The sequence below is a fragment of the Chryseobacterium flavum genome (assembly GCF_003385595.1).
Classification (GTDB): domain Bacteria; phylum Bacteroidota; class Bacteroidia; order Flavobacteriales; family Weeksellaceae; genus Chryseobacterium; species Chryseobacterium flavum.
In genome coordinates this window covers 83,836-105,299 of record NZ_QNUE01000010.1, presented here as the reverse complement: position 1 = coordinate 105,299, position 21,464 = coordinate 83,836, and the positions used below count along the sequence as shown (strand labels likewise).

The following is a 21,464-nucleotide window of genomic DNA, read 5'->3' as shown; positions in this document are numbered from 1 at the left end:
CTCCCTGTTATTTGTTCATATCTATTTCAGGCTTACCTCTTCACCATCATTAAGTATAAAACATCTTCCCGCTATTCCGTTTTCATGGATCTTTTTCTGAATAAATTTTCTGTCTTCCCTGCAGTGGCTTAGGGCTTCCAGATGCGTTACCCAAACAGTAGATTCCGGAGCAGATTCACATACTTTTACGATGTCTTCACTGGTCATAATAATAGGATCTCCTACGGAAAAAGTAGCAGCTCCACCCGCTACAATGATGTGCTGTGGCTGATGTTTGTCAATTTCTGCAGCAATTTCATCATACCAGATCGTGTCTCCTGCGATGTATACGGATTTATTGTCTTTTTTAAAAACAAAACCATTCACGATTCCCATTTTCTCTCCGATTTCTCCGGTTCCATGCCGGCCTTTGGTTTTGGATATTTCAATAGTATTCCATTGAAGCTGATCCTTCAGAACGATGATATTGGTAAAGCCTTGTTCTGCAATCTGTCCTGAAATAACATCGGAACAGATGACCGGAATATTCTTGTCCAGGAGTTCAATAGCAGCAGCATCCCAATGATCAGGATGAAGGTGGGTTACAGCAACTGCGTCTACTCTTTCTAGCTTTTTCTTTAATTCTTCTTTATCAAAAGGTAGATCTACCAAAGGATTTGCTAATTCATTATCTGTCATTGGAAATATACCTAATGATCCCTTTTTTCCCAACATAGGATCAACAAGAATCTGAATACCATTAACCTTTAACACTAATGTTGCATTGCGCCATAATTGTAGTTTCATTTGTTTAAATTTGTCTTCAAAGCTATTGCTAAAACAGCGAAAGATAATCGAAGGTTACCAAAAGGTTAACCATATACATTAAAGTAACTGATGAATTTTGAAGAGTTTAAAAACTGTGGACTCCGCCGCAGTCTTGATATTTTATCCGGCAAATGGAAACCGCTGATCCTTTCCTGTCTTTTTGAAGAAGATAAAGTGCGTTTTGTGGAACTCTGGAGACAGATGCCCAGGGTTTCAAAAAAGGTTCTTTCTGAACAACTGAAACAATTGGAGGAAAATGATATTATTCAACGGATTGAAGTTTATAATTTTCCTCCGGAAGTTTATTATACCCTGACAGACAGAGCTAGAAAATTAGGACCAATCCTTAATGCACTGCATAATTGGGGAAATGACCTTAATCCCTGAAGGTATCAAGAATTTCTATTATATTCTGATAGACAAAATCCAATTCTTCGGAAGTAATACAATATGGCGGAACCAGATATATTACATTTCCCAACGGCCTCATGATAATCCCTCTCTGTAAGAATTCATTGTAAAGCTTCTTCCCTATTTCATTGAAATAAGAAGTACCATTCCCGGTTTTGAAATCGAACGCTAAAATAGTTCCGATCTGACGAACCTTTTCTACACGAGGATGTAAAGCAAGTGCTTTCACAAACTCTGAATGTTGATGAGTGATGCGGTTGATATTCATTTGAGTTTCATTTGTCAATAGTAATTCCATACTGGCAAGAGCCGCGGTACAGGCTAAAGGATTGGCTGTAAACGAATGCCCGTGAAATAAGGTTTTATAACGGTCTTCAGAAAGGAAAGCATCATAGATGTCATTGGAACAGGTAGTGATTCCCATGGGCATGGTTCCTCCTGTCAATCCTTTTGAAAAACACATGATATCCGGCTTTTCTGTAAGATAATCTGCTGCGAAAAGTTTTCCTGTCCTTCCGAATCCTGTAAAAACTTCATCCTGAATCATAAGAATACCTTCTTCCCTGCAGAAATTCATCAGCTGGCTTAGGTCTTCAGCTTTATACATCAGCATTCCGGCAGCCCCCTGAACTAATGGCTCATAGATAAAACAAGCGACTTCACCGGCCAGTTCTTTAATCTGTTGCTGCAGATTTTCAAGATTTTCTGCATTGGGTGTATCTATAAAAACAACTTCAAACAGCATGCTTTCAAAAGGTTTTGTCCAGAAGCTTTTTCCGCTTACAGACATGGCTCCGAAGGTATCTCCGTGATACGCATTTTTAAAAGCCAAAATCTTCGTCTTCTTTTTCTCTTTATTGTATGCATATTGAATACACATTTTCAAAGCAACTTCTACTGCGGTAGAGCCATTATCCGAATAAAAGACCTTTTCCTGGCTATCAGGCAGAAGTTTCAGCAGATTTTCTGAAAACTGTACTGCCGGCTCATGGGTAAATCCTGCAAAAATAACCTGCTCTAAAGTATTTAATTGTTCAAAAACACGTTGAGCAATATAAGGATGAGAATGGCCGTGCAATGTTACCCACCATGATGAAACAACATCCAGATATTTTTTTCCTTCGGTATCATACAGATAAATCCCTTTTCCTTTTACAATAGGAATGGCATCATCAGCTGTTTTCATCTGCGTATACGGATGCCAGTTGACTGCTTTATCTCTCTCCTGCAGACTGATTTCTTTTGTTATTGTATTCATTTTTGATCTAACAACAGGTTTCTTTTTTCATCATAGGTTTCAATCCTAATGTCTGCAACATCTGCATATCTTCAGAAACTCCCGGATTAGGCGTTACCAATAAGGTTTCTCTTTCTCCCGTGAAAATGGAATTGGCTCCTGCCATAAAGCACCATGCCTGTTCTGTTTCAGACATTTCTATACGTCCTGCACTTAATCTTACCATAGAAGATGGCATTACGATTCTTGCCGTAGCGATCATTCTTACCATTTCCCAGGTGTCTACTTTTTCATTATCAGCCAATGGTGTTCCTTCTACCCTTGCCAATGCATTGATAGGAACAGATTCCGGATGTTTTGGCATTGTTGCCAGCGTCAGAAGCATTGAAATTCTGTCTTTGTGAGTTTCACCAAGTCCGATGATTCCTCCGGAGCATACTGTAATTCCTGCTTTTCTTACATTGTTGATCGTATTGATTCTGTTGTCAAAAGTTCTGGTAGAGATGATCTCCTCATAATACTGCTCAGAAGTATCAAGGTTGTGATTATAAGCATATAATCCAGCTTCCTGAAGTCTGATGGCCTGTTCTTCGGTAAGCATACCCAGTGTACAGCAAACTTCCAGCCCTAGTTCGTTTACCCCTTTTACCATGTCAATCACCCGGTCAAAATCACGGTTATTACGAACTTCACGCCATGCTGCTGCCATACAGAATCTTGAAGATCCGGAATCTTTTGCTTTCTGTGCATGGGCAATTACCGTTTCTGTAGGTAATAAAGCCTGTACTTTGATGTTGGTGTGATAACGGGCTGCCTGTCCGCAGTAGGAGCAGTCTTCAGGGCATCCACCGGTTTTGATGGATAATAAAGTAGAGATTTGCACTTCAGAAGGATCATGCCATTCCCGGTGTACGGTTGCTGCCTTATAAATCAGTTCCATTAAAGGAAGGTGATAAATTTCTTCGATTTCCTCTTTGGTCCAGTCGTTTCTCAATGTTGTTTTTGTATCCATTATCCTATTTTTGTTATTGTTAATTGCTTTACAGCAAGTTGTATAGATTCCTTATCAGTAGTATTGATTTCCGGAATCTTTATAATTTTTGTTTCTTTTTCGATAAAACTGCAGATCACTCTTTCTGTATCTTCCGGGAAATCTCCGTTAAGAATTAGATATTGCAATGGTATTTCCCTCTGTTGTAAGGCTAAGATTGAAAGTAAGCTGTGATTGATGCAGCCCAGATAGTTTCTTACAACCAATGCTGCGGGAAGGTTTAGTTCCTCAATCAGATCGATCATAAATATTGTGTCTGAAATCGGTACCATAAGGCCTCCGGCTCCTTCTACAATCAGTGGATTTGCTGTTTTGGGGAGTTGAAAATCATTCAGATTGATGGTGATATTTTCTTCTCTTGCAGATTGATGTGGTGATGCTGCCAGCTGTAAACGGTAAGTTTCCGGATGGCAGACGTTGGTATCTGTCCATGCTTCAATTTTATGGCTGTCTGTATAATGCAGATCACCAGACTGTATGGGTTTCCAGTATTCTGCTTTAAAATGCTGAACCAAAACAGCAGAGCACACTGTTTTTCCTATTTCGGTTCCTATTCCTGTTATAAATAATTTCATGTTTTTTTGGATTCGGGGTTCGGGATTCGTGTTCAGGGGTTTTGAAAGTTTATTTTTTGTTTTAAACAAATTCTTTAATAATTCCTGTTAGTTTCATAATTTCCTCTTCTGTATTAAAGCTGTGGAGACATATTCTCAGTCTTTCGCTTCCTTCTTTTACTGTAGGACTGTATATGGCATAGGTTAAAAATCCTTCTTCAGATAAAATGTCCTGTAATTCTTTCAGTCTTTGGTTATCCGGGATCACAATAGCCTGAACAGGACTTGTTTCTGCGGATGGAGACGGTAAATTTTGGCTTCGGAAAGTTTTGATATTATTTTGAAGCTGGATTGTCGGTTCATGGTTTTGATCCAAAAATTCATATCCAGTCTTTATACTCATCCATTGAAAATCCTGTGCTGATGTGGTATAAATGAACGGACTGGCAAAATTGATCAGATAAGATTTCACCGTTTCATTACAAAGAATTGCTGCTCCGTGGCTTCCAAGAGCTTTTCCGTAAGTGATAACTGCTGCTGAAACCTGATCATGCAACTGATATTTTTCAATCAATCCATATCCAAAAACTCCGAAGGCGTGGGCTTCATCAACAATCAAAGAAGCTTTATACTTACTGGCAAGTCCAGCGATTTCATGAATTGGAGCAAAATCTCCTTCCATCGAGTACAAACTTTCGATCGCGATATAACAATGTCCCTGCTGTCTTTTCAAAATATTTTCAAGGTCTTCAGTGTCATTATGCTTAAATTTCAGTTTTTTAGCATTCGAAAGCTTATACGCATCATGTACAGACCGATGAATCTGTTCATCAACAATAACGATATCATGACGGCTGGGAAGCGTTGAAAACAAAGCCAGGTTGGCATTGTATCCGGATGGGAAAAGCAATGCCGATTCAAAATGATGTTTCTGCGCAATCTCATTTTCCACGGAAACTGCAATATCACTGTTTCCGCTAATTAACCTTGAACCTGTGCTTCCCGAAAGCAGTTGAGGATTATCCATAATCTTTTGCAGCAGTAATTGTTGAAGGTCTTTACTTTTTGCAAACCCCAGATAATCATTGGAATAAAAATCAATTCCATCGGATTGAAGCCTTAAACTTCTTAAGGTTCCCTTCTCTTTTCGTTTATCAAGATATTCCTGAAAACGGGAAGTATTGCTAAGCATAATTTAATTGAGCTACTTCTTCTGTAATCGCATTAATCCACTCTTTATGCAGTTCTTTTTCTATGTCCAGAATATGATCTGCATGGTGTTTCCAGTCTGGTGAAAACTCATTGAGCTGATGAATCATTTCTTCTAAATGACCTTCTTCTTCAAGAATAATAGATTTCACCATAATTTTAGAAGAGGCTTCAGTAAGCGCCTGCTGATAAACCGGATAAAGTTCATCTGCCCGAACCTCAATAGCATAGGTTACGAACAGATAGGCAGCATATTTAATATCTGTTTTATTAAGATTAAAAGCTTTCTGAAGATAGCGGCATGCTTTAATATCTAATGAGTGAAGATATTGGCTTGTTGCTATAGGTGCCAGAAGCTCTGACCTTTCGTATGTTTTGCAGAGTTCAGGGTTTATTTTACCGATCTGTTTTTTCAGATAATAAGCGTGGCGGTGCTCTTCGGCAGCATGTTTCAGCTGGATCTGAGAAACCAATGTTGGATGTTCACATTTTGATATCTTTTTTGCACCGGCATTTTCCATGAAAGAAAGTGTATTGAGCCATTTGGCATGGGTACTTCCGTCCTGTACAATTCTTTTTAACAGATGATGAAATTCCATAGATTTTTATTTTGATGTCAAAAGTAGTATATTGCCGGATGGTTGTATGGTGCCAGTTTTGATATTATGGATAGTCCGGTTAAGATTCCTTACGAAAGTTTTATAAAAATTGATAGAAAATCAGAAACATCTATCTATTTACAGATCGCTAATCAGCTGATCAATGCAATTCAGCGGGGATTTTTGCCTTTCGGAACCAAGCTTCCGGGAACAAGAACGTTCAGTGAAATGCTGGAGATCCACAGGAATACAGCAGTTGCCGTATACGATGAATTATCAGCCCAGGGCTGGACGGAGAGTTTTCCGAATAAAGGTACATTTGTCATTGGAAAGGATCAGGAAAAACCCGTTAAATTGAATGATTTTAAGCAAAATAACCTTCAGAACTACCCTGTTTCGACTGGTTTTTCATTTAAAACATCTAATATTTTAGATAATCCTTTTGAGCATTCCAATTGTGAATATGTCTTTAATGATGGGGTACCGGATATCCGCTTGACGCAAATCGGACAGCATTCACGGTTTTACAGTTCTATCCTGAAACGCAAATCCAGCCAGAAAGCTTTTGGACATTATAATCATGACGGGAGTGAATTTTTTAAAGAACATTTATCCCAATACCTGAACCTTTCCCGGGGGCTTCCTATTTCCAAGAACAATCTGCTGATCACCCGAAGTACGGAAATGAGTATTTATATTGTTTCCGAGATTCTTCTTTCCAAAGGTGATACCGTATTAGTAGGAGCTTTGAGCTACTTTTCAGTTAATATGATCTTTATGAAAGCTGGTGTTGACATTGTTTCGATTCCCATTGATGAAGAAGGAATTATAGTAGAAAATGTCCGTGAAGCCTGTAAAAAGCAGAATATACGGATGCTTTACCTTACGCCGCATCACCACTATCCTACTACAGTTGCATTGAGTGCTCAAAGACGTTTTGAGTTGCTGGAACTGGCTAATGAATACGGATTTATTATTCTGGAAGACGATTATGATTATGAATTTCATTATGATAAAAGTCCGATTCTTCCCTTAGCCAGCGCTGATACCAACGGAATGGTGATCTACATCGGTTCTTTTGGAAAGTCTCTGGCTCCGGGATTCAGGACAGGGTTTATTGTGGCTCCTGAGAATTTAATGACAGAAATGCGTAAATATCTGGGAATAATCGACCGTCAGGGAGATATTCTCATGGAAAGAGCGCTTGGAGAGATGATTGCAGAAGGTGAAATCAACCGTTATCTAAAGAAATCTTTAAAAGTCTACCAGGAAAGACGTGATTATTTTTCTTTGTTGCTGGAAGAGAATCTGGGTGATTTTATCTCTTTTCAAAAACCTTCCGGAGGGCTGGCCATATGGCTGGAATGGAATATTCCATTGAATCTGATGCAGCTGAGCCGGAATTGTACAAGGGATAATCTTTTTATTCCTAAAACACTGTTGTATCAGAATAAAGATCTTACGGCAATGCGTCTGGGTTTTGGGGATTTGAATGTTGAAGAAATGAATAAAGGAATTGAAGTTTTTACTAAAAATGTGAAAGGGTTGATAAGCTGATTATTTTATTAGTTGGAAAACGCAAAGGCGCAAATAAGGACCAAAATAATGTGTTTTAAGGCGCGAGGATTTTATCTTCGATAAAATTGACACTGGATAATATGACGTTCTAACCTTTTAGATTGATTATTTTTTTTAACCATAAAAGGCACAAAAGTTTTTAAACACTTAAGTTTTTTTAAGCCAAACTTAATAAATAATAAAAGTATACCTAAGTTTCTTGAAAATCTTTGATTTTCTTATGTGATCTTTTCTGCATTATTAATTTCAATCTTACTTAAGTGACTAAAGTGTTTAAATAAAATTCTTTATGCCTTTTGTGGTTTTAAAAAGAGTAAAAGCCCTTTTCCAGAGGCTTTTATTAATGATGAGAAGGAAAAATTATTTTGTTCTTCTTATGTTTTGGTTTCTTCTTTTTCTTATTGAAATAAATAATAAAACCGGTGATGGGAAGTGAAGTTGCGATAATGGCTGTCAGAAAATAAATGATTCTGGTGGTCAGTCCCAGAATACTTCCGGTGTGAAGATCGTAATTTCTTTCCCTTAATGCGGTTCCATATCCGGTATTTTTGTTTTTATATGATTGATATTTTAAAATTTCTCCTGAATACTGATCAAAATTAAACTGTTCATTTCTGTATTGTCTTCTGTCATAGGTCAACTCTGCATAATAAGTTCCTTCTTCCGATCTCGGAAAATTGATAAAGGCTGATTTCTTATCCTGAAGTCCTTTTTCCACGGTGTTTCCAATAAGATTGAGAATGTTTTCCCGGTTTGAAAATTCTTCAGAAGGAATGGCGCTTTTGGCTTTCTTTTCTGTAGGAATGTTTCCGTTCAGTGTGTTCTTTACCCATTTATCTACATCTTCAAAGCTCCATATCAATGCAGAATAAGATATTAAAAGTAAAGGAATGATGGCATAGAATCCTAAAACATTATGAGCATCATAGTTGATTCTTTTCCAATTGGCCGATATTTTAATGAAAAACATTCCTTTCAGCATGGCTTTACTCATTTTTCGGGGATACCATATCACAAGCCCCGATAAAAGGATTACAGCTAATATCAATGTGGAATAACCGGTAATCGTTTTTCCGATTTTCTCACCCAGCAGAAGTCTTCGGTGAAGATTCAGTACAATTTCGAAGAAATCTTTTTTGGCATCTTCTACTTCCTGCACTTTTCCGGTGTAAGGATCTACGTAAATTCGATGATAATAAAGATAAGTTCCCCAATAGGTCCATGCTTCATTATCTAACTTCAGAGTACGGAATACATAGGTTCTTGAAGGATCGGAAGACATCACTACCCTTTTAACCTTCAATCCTTCAGGAAGTGCTTTTTCTGCTTTTTCCGTAAGCTCAGACAATGAAAGTTTTTTTCTGCCAATGTTTTCAACAAAATATCTGTTGGGGTAAACAATATGTTTTAATTCGTCTTCAAAAGCCAGAATGCATCCGGTAGCTGCCATAATAACAACGATAAGCCCGGACGTGAATCCGAGCCATAGATGTAACTGATAGGCAATTTTTCTCAACTTTAATTTCATCCTTAAAATTTAAAGCTTACCTCAGCAACAAAATTACGAGGCATCTGAGCTACGATAACTCCCTGCCCTGCAAAATACTGTACATTACCCAGGTTATTCATTTTAAATCCTAATCTGTATCTTTCTTTTTCAAGGGAAATGGAAGCATTGATTAAAGTGTAGGCAGGAAATGCAAACTGTCCGGTAACCACTTTATTTCCGGTAATCTGTTTTCCTACACGGTTTACTCCAAAACCTACTCCTAGTCCCTGAAGTCCTTTGATGGGAAGGATATAGCTGATCCATGAATTGAATACATTGGCAGGACCTGCAGATTCCGGGCGGCGCCCGTCTACCGCCGGATCTGCTTTTTCGTATCTGCTGTGATTATAACTGTATCCGGCCATGATGTTTAATCCCTGAACAGGATTCATGATGGTTTCGATTTCAATCCCTTTACTCCTTTGCTTTCCATCCTGAACAACAATATTGTATTCTTTTCCGTCACGTATTACACCGCTTCCTCTCTGGATGTTGTCAACAAGAATATCGTAATATGAAACGGTAAAATTAATCTTGTTTCTCCAAAGGTTTCCTTTCACTCCTACTTCCCACTGGTTGGCCATCTGAGGTTTCATATCTCCGCTAATGTCTGGGAGCTGCTGGGCAACAGGGGCTGTATAGCTGAAACCATTCATGAAGTTACCATAGGCAGATAACTGGTCTTTAAGAATCTGATATACAATACCTACTTTCGGAGACCATGCAGTTTGATTGAAATCACCGGTCCGGATATTGGTATTCAGGTTCAGCTGTCTTTTACTTTCATAATGATCCATACGCAAGCTTAAAAGAGTGATCAAACGGTCTGTAATATAGGTGACATTTGAAATATAAGCTCCATAAAGATTGGATGAAGAGTTATTTCTTACCAAAGGTGCTGTTGAAGTCTGAATTTTTTGCAGCACAAGATCTCTCGTAATGTTGGCATATCCTGCTAAAGTCTGCCCGTTGATATTGTCATACACCACGATCGGGGAATGGTTGTTGTTGATGGTCTGATTCAGATAATCCAGTCCGATCAATACTTTATTTTTAATACTTCCGATTTTAAATTCTCCGTTGAAGTTCTGCTGAACACTTGTAGAAGAAGCTTCTGAGTTTTGCCACTGCACATTACGTTCCAGCATCGCATCACTGGCATTTCCTCTGATGAACTGGTACTGATATAATCCCTCTGTTTTTCTGAAGTTTCTTGAAAGCAAAGTTTGTGAAGTCCATTTGTCTGAAATTTTGTAATTCGCTTCAGCTTTTACATTGATCGAAGGTGCTTTTAAAGTAATATCATTATTAGAATAAGACTTTTTCCAGTCGAAGCCCAGCTCGTCCGGGTTGTGGGCAAAATAGGCTCTTGTTCTCGGAAGGAAAATAATCGGAGTATTGGTTCCTTCATAATTGTAGATCTGGGCTCCTAAATTAAATTTCAATCTGTCATTCACCTGATAACTTATTGTTGGTGCCACAAAGAAAGACTTCCTGAATTCGGAATCTCTGAAGCCATTCTGATACTGATACGCCGCATTTAAACGGAATAACATATTTCTGGATTCTGTCATCGGGCCGTAAACATCAGCGGTTACACGGTTCAGATTATAACTTCCCATCAGATAAGAAGCTTCTCCTCCGAAATAATCTTTCGGTTTTTTGGTTACAGCATTAATCAAACCTCCAAAAGAAGTTACAGCCCCTCCGTACAATGTTCCTGATGGGCCTTTAATTACTTCCAGACGTTCAATATCGGCAGGATCGATCTCACCATTGGTGGTTGCAGGAACACCATCTACCATCGATACTTTGGTAGGAAATCCTCTAAGGCTGTAGTAGAAACTTCCGTCTCCCGAGCCTCTTCCCGGACTACCCTGCATTTTTACCATACCTGGAACATTTTTCAATACTTCCGAAATATCGTAAGTAAGCTGTTCCTTCATGATCTGCTGGTTAATGCTTGTGTAAGCCTGTGGATTTTCAAGAACTTTCAGAGGCATTTTAGCCACTGAAGTGCTGTCTTTATCCAAAAATTTATTTCTGCTCACGGCATATACAGTAATTCCTTCAATAACATTGTTGTGTAAAGGAGCGTAGATCGCAGGGATTTCATAGACATCTTTCTGAATGTGGATGGGTTCCCTCATCAGTTCAATGTCATTTAAAACCACCTGAAGGGTATATTCGCCAGGCGGCACATTTTCAAAGTAATATTCTCCTGAATTATTGGTTTTTGCCTGATAAGACGTATTGACAAGTCTTAAAATAGCATTTTTTACCGGTGCTTTTTCAGACAGCATGATTTTGCCATGAATCCTGTCGCCCTGCTGTGCAGAAAGCGAGTTGGAAGATAAAGCAAGACCAAGAAGTAATATAAGGGTTTTAGATGTTTTCATGCTGTAATTTTTGTAACAGGGGATAGTTTATTTTACCGTTTTGTGATAAAGGAAATGTTTCTATAAGTTCTACGCGTACATATTGTGGATTGATACGTAGTTTATTTTTAATGGTTTCGGTGATGATCTGAGGATCTATTTCCGGATTGTCATACAGCACAACGATTTTTTTATCATTGGCATTCAGACATACGAAGGTATTGCCCTGCATTTCATTTTTAAGAATGAATTCTACCTCATCGAGATTAAGGCGTATTCCGAAAAGCTTCATGATACGTTTTATTCTTCCTGTGATATAATAAATTCCGTTTTCACCTTTTCTGGCAGTATCTCCGGTATGCAGTACGGAAGGCTGCTCGTACGTAGCAAGATCCTCCAGTGTATTGGCATATCCTCCAAAAATACTGACATGAGAAAAGAGAAGTTCATCCGTTTCAGGATCAATTCTGAAATCTCCGTTATGCACAGGAGTTCCGATGGATGTTTCTCCTTCTAATAAACCTTCTGTTGTAAGATAAGCCATTCTTCCCCCCGCTTCGGTCTGACCGTATTGTGCAAAGAATTCCTTTTTAAATTCATGACAATAAGAGAAAATAGTTTTTCTCAATTCCGCATTAATCACACCTCCGGTATGAGTAAAATATCTAAGGCTTGGAGAATCTTTTCTGAAAAATCCTATTCTGTTCAGGTTTTCATAAAGAAAGGGAACCCCGCCCAAAGTGCTGTAGCCGTACTCTTCCATTTCATCCCAAAATGCTTTCTGCATGATGTCTTTATCTGTACACACAATTCTTCCGGCGCGCATGCAGTTGGTGGTGAAAATAGAGAACCCGTATACAAAATTGACCGGAACGTTTAAGGGAACCACATCCGTTTCCTGAATCGGCATGTACTGAAGGATGCTCAGAGCATTTTGATAAAGACTTTCATCAGATAACTTAACCAGTTTCGGAACACCTGTTGTCCCTGAAGTACTCAGAAGTATTTTAATGTCCGGATGAATGATAATCTCAGCTTTATAATCATCCTTTGCAAAGATTCTGGTGTTGTCTGAGAATGCTTTCAGAGTATATCCTTCAATGGCTTCTCTCTGTGGATCAAAGATGTATTTCGGACGGTATTCTGCCTCAATACGTTCTTTAAATTCCTCATGAAGTTTCTGTCCCAGTAACGCAATGGTATGTGCTGTTCCATAAAAATTGAGGAGCACTTCAATGCTTGGAAGCTGATTATCATTGTACAAAAAAAGCAGGCCTTTTTCTACGGGGTTTAAGCCTAAAGACCGATACAGTGTTCCCACCGGTATTGTTGTACCGGTGGAAGCATCTGTAAACGCCAGGTTCTTATTGGCAATTACATTTTCTAAAATTTTCATAGGCTTAGTTTTCTACGAATACATCATATTTTTTCATTTTTTCACGAATCTTTCCGACGGTTCCCATCTCAAGAATATCATTAAAATCAAATTTGATCTGATAAAACTGTTCAAGCGCTTCTACGATCAGAAGATGAGACATAGAATCCCATTCCGGGATTTCCTGATACGTAAGCTTTTCATCTACCAATTCTTTTTTTATAGCGATGGCAGAGGCGATAATTTCATAAAATTCTTCTGTAGTGTTCATTTTAAATTTTTATAGTTTTCCATTTTCCATTTCTAAAAATCATCAGGAATAACACTGCTAGGACAATTTCCGAAGAAACGATAGCGGTAAATATTCCTGTCAGTTCCCAATGAAGCTTTACCCCCAAGAGATAAGCCATAGGAAGCTGAATCACATAAAACATGACAAGATACAACAGGGTAACCTGCATAATATTTCCGGCAGCATTCAATGCACGGCTGATGACCATTGTGAATCCCAACAGCAGGTAAGCCATCGAGACCACATGGATGTACTGCACTGCATATGCTGCAACTTCAGGTTCAGTAGTGAAAAATTTCACCACATACTCCGCTGTTATCTGCCAGAATAAGGCTACAATGACCAGATAAGTCATATTGATCGTTCCGGCCCTCCAGACTGTTTTTTCTGCACGTTCCGGTTCTCCGGCACCCAGATTCTGACCTGTAAGAACTCCGGCCGCATTTCCTATTCCCCAGGCAGGCATTGTAGCCACTGAAGCAATACGCTGGGCAATAATGTATCCTGCAAGAGCGGTTGTTCCGAAAGTAGAAATGATCTTCACCATAATAAGCCAGCTGGACGTGGGAATGATATACTGAACCAATCCTCCAAAGGCGAGTTTCAGAATCTTCTGTAACAATGGAATATCAAGCTGAAAAGGAACTCCGATGCTGATGCTGGTTTTTCCGGACAGAAATATAAAAGCCTGATACAAAACTCCTAAAAGCCTTGATAAAACCGTAGCATACGCCAATCCCATCAATCCGAAAGCAGGAATAAATCCTAATCCGAAAACAAGGACCACTGCAAAAATGATATTCGAAATATGGCAGATCCAAAGTGATTTCATGGCAATATCTGCATCACCGGCACCTCTGAAAAGTCCATTCACCGAAAGACGGAGAATCACAAGTCCGATACTCAAAAACACCAGTCTTGAAAAAGAGACTCCATCTGTTACCGTATTGACATTGACACCCAGAAAATCAACAATTTCAGGGGAAAAATAACAGGAAATACCACCAATAAGCAGGGCAAAAAACAGGGCAAGCAGGATAATGTACTGAGCCGTTCTGCCCATTCCTTCCTGATCTTTTTCTCCGGCTCTTCTTGCAATAAGGGTTGCTGCTGCGATGCCAAGTCCTACGGCAATGGCATAAGCGAAATTGATGTAGTTATCTGTAATTCCCACAAGACCAAGAACCTTGTCGCCTAATTTTGCGATAATCAATAGATTGACACTCACAAAAACAGATTCCATGACAAGCTCCATCACCATGGGAATGGCAAGACTAAAGATGGAACGGTTGATACTTCCGGAAGTCAGTTCAACCTTTTTTCCTGCTATGGCTCCATACGTAAAAACCGCTCCCTCTTTTAGTAAATGCAGGAATTTCCTCATACTGCTGCTACTGAATTTTTATTGGCAATCTGGTACAGCGGATTAGGCAGTGCTCCGTCTTTTCTCGGAATAGCAAATGCCTTGTTTTCACTGTAACCGTTATTTTTCAGACGCAGACTGTTAATATAGAATCTTTTGAATGCAGGCACGTACAGATCATACTTTTCGTATCTTTCCTGAAGGTGGGTATTCTCAGCTTTATAATTTTCTACACAGTTGTGAACCAATTCCCAGAATTTCTCTTCTTTAAAACCGGAATACGTATGCAAAGCATTCGACAGATATCTGAAGAAGGCATCAAACACTCCAAGTAAAATAAATAATGGGATATTTTCTTTATTGGAAGACTGAATCAAACCATCTGCAAGGTGTGCAGGAAGCTTTTCTCTTGCTTCAGTGGTAAGTACAATATCATCCACAAAGTCTTTGATGACGATTCTTTTTGGAACTCCATTTTTCAGAACCACCATAATATTTTCCCCGTGTGGAGTTACACATAGTGAATGTGTATAATAGATGTGTAATAATGGGGTAAGATAAGCTTCAAGATAGCTTTCAATCCATTTTTCAATGCTCAGACCTGCTTTTTCTGCAAATGCCTGAACCAGCGGAACTCCGCTTTCATCTACATACAGTAAAGAAGCCATGGTTACCATTTGCTCATCTTCTTTCAGATAATTTTCAGCACTTTCTCTCCATAATGCTCCGAGGAATTCATTATATTGATAAGGAACGCTTGCAATAGCTCCATACTGTGGATGCAGATAAGTGATGGCGGCTTCTTCTCCCAGGAAAATCGTTTCTTTATTTTCCAGATATGCGTCATCTTTTATCAATCCTTTTACCCAATCTGTAATGGCAGGAGCAATTTTCATCTGTTTAGGCGATAATCCTCTGATATTCCCTGTACTCAGAATGGAAACAGCTGTTTTCAGATATCTTTTCTGTGGATGATCTACATTAAATAAAGTACGGATACTCTGCTGCGGACTGTAGGTATCACTACCCTCTCCTAATTGGATTAAGAGTCCGGAAGCAATATCCCCGGCAAAATGAATCTGAAGCTTATGCTCCCACTGCCATGGATGTACAGGAATGAAATGATAATCTTCAACAATTTTTCCTTTGCTCAATAGCTGCTGCTGAAAATCATTATACAATAAATCTCCTATTTCAGAACGATAGAACTCATCTCTGTTAATATGTTCCAAAGCCTGAAATGATGACCTGCTTTTATGGGAAGCCAGCCAGATGACTTTTAAATTTTCAGCGGCTTCAGGAGCGTATGTCTTAAGATCTCTTGGAGAAAAGCCTAACCGGCTTTTGTTTACAATTACCCACGGATGTCCTGTCATATTGTGTTCTACAGTCTGATAATCTGCATCAGCAAGTTCTTTTGAAGACATTACACCTTTGGATAGGATTAAAGCATCACAATACAGTGTATGCAGTAATTCTTCAGTATATCTTGCAATGGTATAAGGGTCTAAGTCAAAAACAGACTGCATCTCCAGGAAAAAAGCCGCTACATCTACCGAAGACAGGTCTTCTCCGTTTTCGGTTTTCGTAATGCTGTCTTTATCAATATGCCAGTAATCCATCATTCTTTCCTGTCCGCGGAAGCTGTATGAAATATTTTCAAAGCCTGTTTCAAGTTTGAAAACTGTATATCCTTCCTTATCTTCAAAAGTTGCCGCAGGTTTTAGAAGCTCTTCATGCATTAATTCTGCGATGGTTTTGGCCATTAGGTTTCTGTTGGCCTGATTCCAGTTTTCCTGGCTTACTGTATTTTTTAAGTTGGTGTTCATTTTGATTAAATTTTGGCAGTTGGTAAGTCAGCATATTTTTCGACATCAAAGTCCTGGAAAGCAATTTTCTTTTCAATTTTATAATGCTCTCTTCCCAGAATATCATTGATGATGTAGGAATTACGGTACGCAGCCATTCCCAGATCTGTAGAAATATAGCTGTGGGTATGAACTTCAGCATGGAGAACATAGATTTCGCCTCCGTTGTGATCTATTGAATAATTTCTGTTGACATCAAACAATCCGCTGGAATCTCTTTTGATTCTGGACTGAATATTCTTCAGGAACCCAGGTTCGTGATAACGGTATCCTGTTCCCAGAATCAGATAATCGGCTTCCTGGTCATAAGGAACTTCCTGTTCCAGTTGGGTAAACTCAAGATTGATGAAATCCGGATTGCTGTTGTCTACTCTATTCAGTTGGCTGTTAGGAATAATTTTAAGATTAGGATCCGCATTATCGATATTCAGATCATAAATAAAATCGTAGATATCATTGATCAGATCGTAATTGATTCCTTTAAACTGAGCTTGCTGCTTGCTTAAAATTGTTTTTCTTACAGATTCGCTTCTGTTGTAGAAATAATCAACGTAATCCGGAGAAGTAAGCTCCAGTGTCAGTTTAGAATATTCCATAGGGAAAAATCTATCGGGACGGGAATACCAGCCAAGATGCATTTCTTTATTTCTGTTCTGAAGAAGATCATAAAATACTTCTGCAGCACTCTGCCCTGAACCAATAATCGCAATTTTTTTTCCCTGAGATAATAATTCCTCTTTTCTGTACAGATAAGAGCTCGTATGAATAATTCTGGAATCATCTTTTGGAATAAAAGAAGGAATATGGGGTTGGGTTCCGGTACCTAAAATCAATCTTTCCGTTTTAAAAACAGTTGTTTCTTTGGTTTTTGTGTGAATGGTGGTTACATGATATAATCCTTCTTCATAAGTAATATCTACTACCTGAGTAGAAAAACGGCATTGCGGAAGCTGTTCAATCACCCATTGGCAGTAATGGTTGTACTCTTTTCTCGGAATGAAGAAGTTTTCTCTGATAAAAAATTTATACAGTCTTCCGGTTTCTTTCAGATAATTCAAAAGGCTCAAAGGATTCGTAGGATCAGCCATGGATACGCAGTCGCATAAAAATGGAGTCTGCAGGGTTACATGGTCGATCATCAGTCCCGGATGCCAGTCGAAACCATCTCGCTGGTCCAGGAAAAGAGTTTTCAGTTCCGGAATCGGATTGGATAATGCGGCAAGTCCCAGATTAAAAGGGCCAATTCCTATGCCTATTACATTGTATACGGCTTCGTTAGTCATTTTTTGTGATGTTTGTGGTGATTTGTACCTCTTTATTCTGTGGGAATTTTTCCCAGTACCATTCTCTGTAACAGAAGTTCAGGTTGGCTTTTTTATGAGGCATTTCAATTACTTTTTCTACTTTGAAGCCTACATGGGCTTTGTTCATCATAGAAGCAAGCGAGTCTACAGATCCTTCTCCTACCATTTTTCCTACCTGTGGCTGCGCAAAAACATAATCAACCATAGACTGTGTGGATGGAGAAACGAATTTTTTCTTTGGATCGGTAGGTGCAATAAACTGATGCGTTCCATAATCTGTCGGCAATACTTCATAATAATCGCCTACAATATCTCTGCAGGCCCAATACACTTCGATATTGCATGAAGGTTCGTTATTCCCTGCGATAATGTAGCTGTGCGCTTCATCGCCTGGAAGCATCAGTCTGTAGTACGTTTCCAGTTCATCAATAGGCCAGTTCATCTGCCAGATTTTCACGGCATGTTCACGGTTGAACCATTCATGAAGCATTTCAAGGTCATTTTCAAGATCAATAGGACGCATACTCATGGTTACATCCTCTTTCTGGAAATACCGTTTAAAGAAAACTTCTTTCCCTTGAGGATGGATCAGCTGATCTGAGAAGAAATGTTTGTGAAGAAGGTTCGGAACTTTAGCATAAGAAACAGCTGAAGCATTCACTCCTCCGTCCACATCTGAAACCGCTGACTGAAGATTTGATTTTACTGCCCAATATCTTCGATTCAACGCATAATCTGTTAAAAATGATGGTTCAGATTTATGAAGGTTTTCAAATTCTCTGTACAGAATATGAATCAGTTTTCGTTCTTTAACCAATCCTGTTTTACCAATAGAAGCGATCAGGGCACTTAGATTGCTTACCAAAAGATGGTGAGAAACAATATCCAGAAGACGTTCATCTCTGATAAAAAGATCTTCCACTTCAGGATAATCTTTGATCAGAGATTCATATTGTCCTTTGAAGCTTTCTTTGATTAAATAGCCTTGTCCGTCTCTCACATAAATAGATTGAGGAAGCAATTGATTATCCAATTGTACAAGCAGATTCTGCTGATGAGCTTCCGGAGCCATTCCCAATTGATTATACAATCTGTTTATAGGCGAAAGCAGGAGATTTATATATTTTTCAAACCAGATAATAGCTGCTTTTTCTGCATCAAGTCCCAGTTGATTCGCAACATTTTTAAAGAAATGTGCCGTAAAATTGAATCCGTCTGTAGATTCATCCTGACAAAGTCTTGCTAATAAAATAACTTTATCTTCAGCTGAGAAGGGGTTTTCACGGAGCAGTATATTCAGACTGTCCATATTCTTCCCTTCATAATGAACGCTTAATGTGGAAGGCTCCAGCAATAATTTAAAATTCGGAAAGTCATTTTCAAATGAGGTTTTTTCCTGCTGCCACCAGATAGCGGAAGCATATCCTCTGTTGAGATCTTTTAAACTGTTTGTCCTTACAGAACCTGTCATTAAAACATGCAGAGAAAATTTCAGCATCCAGCTGAAATCAGGATTATACACCGTTCTTATGGAAGATGTTGCATAAAAATCTTCTCCCAATGGTCCTATATGAATGATTTTCCCGGAACCGAGCATTTCAGGATATTCTTCTGTAGACAGAAGATATTGCGCTTCCCATGGATGACATGGAACGATGTAAAAATCATTGATGTTTTCAAAATCGTAGCTTTCTGGTAACGAAGTCCATTTTTCAAAGATTTCTTTGGCCGAGATTCCCGGAAGAGATTTTTCTGTGATGCAGTCTTTATGGATCAGGAAATAATCCAGCTGAAATCCTTTTCCGAATTCGGGGCCGTATAAAAGCTGTTCTTCCTCAGAGAATCCCATTCTTGATTTGGTGAAAGGATGCAGATTGTGGCCTGCAGGAAGCATTTGCTCAGATTCAAGGAAAGAATACGTTAAAAGCTGATCATCCTGAAGACAGGCTTTTGTTGTCAGTTCCAGATTTCTTTTACTACTCTGAATCCTTTCCACAAATTGTTTGAATCCGCTTTCGTCGGTTGTCTCCGAAAATTCTTTGTAAACCAATTCGATCAGTTTTTGGTCATTCACTTCAAAAACCTCCTGATTTTGATGATTTACCGCCCATAAAACAGGTCCGTATTCATGAAAAAGAGTCTCGGAACGATACGAAACCGGAGCAAATAAAAACAGTCCGCTTTTCTTCATTTCAAATCTCATAAACAATGAATAATCGCTGTTTTGAAGCGCTTTTGCCGTGAGAAGATCATATTTCGGAACGCCCTGATAGAATTTCCCGTTTCCCAGTTCTCTCAGCATTCCGTTTAATAAAATCCTGAAAGTAATTTCCCTGGCTTTTTCTCCTGTTTTATTTTTCTGAATTAAAGTCTTTTCCATGATTTTTGATTGTGGTGAGAATCTGATGAATGTCTTCTGTAGTCGTAATCGGGTTCAGGAAGGTGAATTTCAGATAGAAGTTTCCGTCTACCTTTGTACTGGCTACAAGGATTTCTCCGCTGTAGAACAATTTCATCTTGATGTACTGATTCAGGGCATTCAGATCACTGATTTCCGGTCTTACATACCTGAAAACAAGAACACTTAAGTCGGAATCTGAAAGAAGTTCAAAATCTGCATCTTCCGTAATCATGGCTGCTGCATCTTTGGTAAGATCAATCACAGTGTCTGTATATTCTGCCAGCTGTTCTTTACCCATCATTCTCAGGGTAAACCAAAGTTTTAAAGCATCAAATCTCCGGGTACTTTGCGTAATGGATTTATTAATCTGTGCCGGAATTTCCTCTTCATCCATTTCTTTCGGATTCAGATAATCGGCGTGATGTTTCAGAATCAACAGTTCTTTCTTGTTTTTAACAATAAAAGCACTGCTGCTGATAGGCTGGAAGAATGATTTGTGGTAATCTATCGTTACGGAGTCTGCTCTTTCAATCCCATTAATCAGATCACGGTATTTTTCACTTAATAATAAAGCACAACCGTAAGCTGCATCTACGTGCATCCAGATGTTATAATGCTCTGCAATATTCGCGATATCGTCCAGTGGATCAATATTTCCAAAGTCTGTAGTTCCGGCCGTCGCTACGATTCCGATAGGAATATTTCCCAATTGTTCTTCCCGCTTGATATACTTTTTCAAAAGAGAAATATCCATACGGAATCTTTCATCGGCCGGAACTTTAACGATACTTTTTTCTCCGAGTCCCATTATGGAAGCATTTTTCAGATTGCTGAAGTGGGATTTCTCCGAAACAAATATTCTGAAACGGCTGGCCTCTGCCGGCAGACCGTCCATTTTAATATTGTGATTATATCTTTTTTGAGAAAAACAGTCGCGCATCATGACCAGCCCCATTAAGTTACTCTGTGATCCTCCTGCTGTAAAAACACCATCGCTTTCATTCGTGTTATATCCGATCTGGCCAGCGGTCCAGTCGATCAGTTTTCTTTCCATGAAAGTCCCTCCTGCGCTCTGATCATAAGTATCCTGAGAAGAATTGATGGCACTTACAAGAATTTCTGCAGCCAGTGCCGGAATTACTACAGGGCAGTTAAGGTGAGCTGCATATTGTGGAAGATGAAAAGCTGTGGCGTGTTTTACATAGATGTTATCTACTTCTGCCAGAAGCTCATTATAATTGGAAAGTTTTTGGTTAAGATCAATCTGTTGTACCATTCCCTTCATTGTTTGGGCTTCTATGCCGCTGAAGGGTTTATTATTCCTGTAAAGAAATTCCCGGACAAGGTCTAAAGTACTGTTGACAGCATTACGATAATGATCATAATTGTCAGGATGGAAAATATTTCCAAAATTCCCTGAAATGTGGTGTGAAGTTGTGCTTGTGAGCGCTTCCAGGGATATTAAATTGTTGTTCATAAATGTTTTGT

General features: G+C 38.8%; 17 protein-coding genes. 2 read left to right on the top strand and 15 right to left on the bottom strand.

Annotated features, from left to right (window positions below; all coding sequences use genetic code 11):
• Nucleotides 1-21: 21 nt before the first annotated feature.
• Nucleotides 22-786, bottom strand: coding sequence for an MBL fold metallo-hydrolase (locus DRF59_RS13490; protein ID WP_115960986.1), 765 nt, complete (start codon nucleotides 784-786; stop codon nucleotides 22-24).
• Nucleotides 787-876: 90 nt separating this feature from the next.
• Here DRF59_RS13490 and DRF59_RS13485 point away from each other — a divergent pair, with 90 nt between their 5' ends.
• Nucleotides 877-1,194: a winged helix-turn-helix transcriptional regulator gene (locus DRF59_RS13485; protein ID WP_115960983.1), complete on the top strand. Its 318-nt coding sequence runs from the start codon at nucleotides 877-879 to the stop codon at nucleotides 1,192-1,194.
• Here the strand turns inward: DRF59_RS13485 and bioA are convergent.
• The 5 genes from bioA to DRF59_RS13460 all read right to left on the bottom strand — a co-directional run bounded on the left by bioA (nucleotide 1,184) and on the right by DRF59_RS13460 (nucleotide 5,868).
• Nucleotides 1,184-2,476 (bottom strand): adenosylmethionine--8-amino-7-oxononanoate transaminase, encoded by a 1,293-nt coding sequence (gene bioA / locus DRF59_RS13480; RefSeq protein WP_115960980.1) that lies wholly within the window; start codon nucleotides 2,474-2,476, stop codon nucleotides 1,184-1,186. The genes DRF59_RS13485 and bioA overlap by 11 nt on opposite strands.
• 7 nt (nucleotides 2,477-2,483) lie before the next feature.
• A complete protein-coding gene (gene bioB, locus DRF59_RS13475; RefSeq protein ID WP_115960977.1) occupies nucleotides 2,484-3,467 on the bottom strand; it encodes a biotin synthase BioB in 984 nt (327 codons plus the stop codon).
• Nucleotides 3,467-4,081 carry a dethiobiotin synthase gene (gene bioD, locus DRF59_RS13470; protein ID WP_115961123.1) on the bottom strand — a complete coding sequence of 205 codons (615 nt, stop codon included), beginning with the start codon at nucleotides 4,079-4,081 and terminating at the stop codon, nucleotides 3,467-3,469. Before bioD ends, bioB begins: the two co-directional genes overlap by 1 nt.
• A gap of 61 nt (nucleotides 4,082-4,142) precedes the next feature.
• Nucleotides 4,143-5,252: an aminotransferase class I/II-fold pyridoxal phosphate-dependent enzyme gene (locus tag DRF59_RS13465; protein WP_115960974.1), complete on the bottom strand. Its 1,110-nt coding sequence runs from the start codon at nucleotides 5,250-5,252 to the stop codon at nucleotides 4,143-4,145.
• Nucleotides 5,245-5,868, bottom strand: coding sequence for a hypothetical protein (locus DRF59_RS13460; protein ID WP_115960971.1), 624 nt, complete (start codon nucleotides 5,866-5,868; stop codon nucleotides 5,245-5,247). Before DRF59_RS13460 ends, DRF59_RS13465 begins: the two co-directional genes overlap by 8 nt.
• 66 nt (nucleotides 5,869-5,934) lie before the next feature.
• Here DRF59_RS13460 and DRF59_RS13455 point away from each other — a divergent pair, with 66 nt between their 5' ends.
• Nucleotides 5,935-7,425 carry an aminotransferase-like domain-containing protein gene (locus tag DRF59_RS13455; RefSeq protein WP_115961120.1) on the top strand — a complete coding sequence of 497 codons (1,491 nt, stop codon included), beginning with the start codon at nucleotides 5,935-5,937 and terminating at the stop codon, nucleotides 7,423-7,425.
• Nucleotides 7,426-7,786: 361 nt separating this feature from the next.
• Here the strand turns inward: DRF59_RS13455 and DRF59_RS13450 are convergent, their stop codons facing one another.
• Genes DRF59_RS13450 through DRF59_RS13410 form a run of 9 tightly spaced genes read right to left on the bottom strand, consistent with a single transcriptional unit; the run spans nucleotide 7,787 to nucleotide 21,453 of the window.
• Nucleotides 7,787-8,974: a PepSY-associated TM helix domain-containing protein gene (locus DRF59_RS13450; RefSeq protein WP_115960968.1), complete on the bottom strand. Its 1,188-nt coding sequence runs from the start codon at nucleotides 8,972-8,974 to the stop codon at nucleotides 7,787-7,789.
• A gap of 2 nt (nucleotides 8,975-8,976) precedes the next feature.
• Complete coding sequence (locus DRF59_RS13445; protein ID WP_115960965.1) at nucleotides 8,977-11,394, bottom strand: TonB-dependent receptor; 2,418 nt, start codon at nucleotides 11,392-11,394, stop codon at nucleotides 8,977-8,979.
• A complete protein-coding gene (locus DRF59_RS13440; protein WP_115960962.1) occupies nucleotides 11,381-12,769 on the bottom strand; it encodes an AMP-binding protein in 1,389 nt (462 codons plus the stop codon). Before DRF59_RS13440 ends, DRF59_RS13445 begins: the two co-directional genes overlap by 14 nt.
• A gap of 4 nt (nucleotides 12,770-12,773) precedes the next feature.
• The gene (locus tag DRF59_RS13435) at nucleotides 12,774-13,019 is read right to left on the bottom strand and encodes an acyl carrier protein (RefSeq protein WP_002979498.1); all 246 of its coding nucleotides are present in this window, start codon (nucleotides 13,017-13,019) and stop codon (nucleotides 12,774-12,776) included.
• A 1-nt stretch (nucleotide 13,020) separates the two neighbouring features.
• Nucleotides 13,021-14,424: an MATE family efflux transporter gene (locus DRF59_RS13430; protein WP_115960959.1), complete on the bottom strand. Its 1,404-nt coding sequence runs from the start codon at nucleotides 14,422-14,424 to the stop codon at nucleotides 13,021-13,023.
• Nucleotides 14,421-16,232 (bottom strand): IucA/IucC family protein, encoded by a 1,812-nt coding sequence (locus tag DRF59_RS13425; RefSeq protein WP_115960956.1) that lies wholly within the window; start codon nucleotides 16,230-16,232, stop codon nucleotides 14,421-14,423. The genes DRF59_RS13430 and DRF59_RS13425 overlap by 4 nt, the downstream gene beginning before the upstream one ends.
• A 5-nt stretch (nucleotides 16,233-16,237) precedes the next feature.
• Nucleotides 16,238-17,554 (bottom strand): lysine N(6)-hydroxylase/L-ornithine N(5)-oxygenase family protein, encoded by a 1,317-nt coding sequence (locus DRF59_RS13420; protein ID WP_115960953.1) that lies wholly within the window; start codon nucleotides 17,552-17,554, stop codon nucleotides 16,238-16,240.
• A complete protein-coding gene (locus DRF59_RS13415; RefSeq protein ID WP_115960950.1) occupies nucleotides 17,547-19,955 on the bottom strand; it encodes a GNAT family N-acetyltransferase in 2,409 nt (802 codons plus the stop codon). The genes DRF59_RS13420 and DRF59_RS13415 overlap by 8 nt, the downstream gene beginning before the upstream one ends.
• Entirely contained in the window at nucleotides 19,927-21,453 is a 1,527-nt protein-coding gene (locus tag DRF59_RS13410; RefSeq protein WP_115960947.1) for a pyridoxal phosphate-dependent decarboxylase family protein, read from the bottom strand. The genes DRF59_RS13415 and DRF59_RS13410 overlap by 29 nt, the downstream gene beginning before the upstream one ends.
• Between the last annotated feature and the right edge of the window lie 11 nt (nucleotides 21,454-21,464).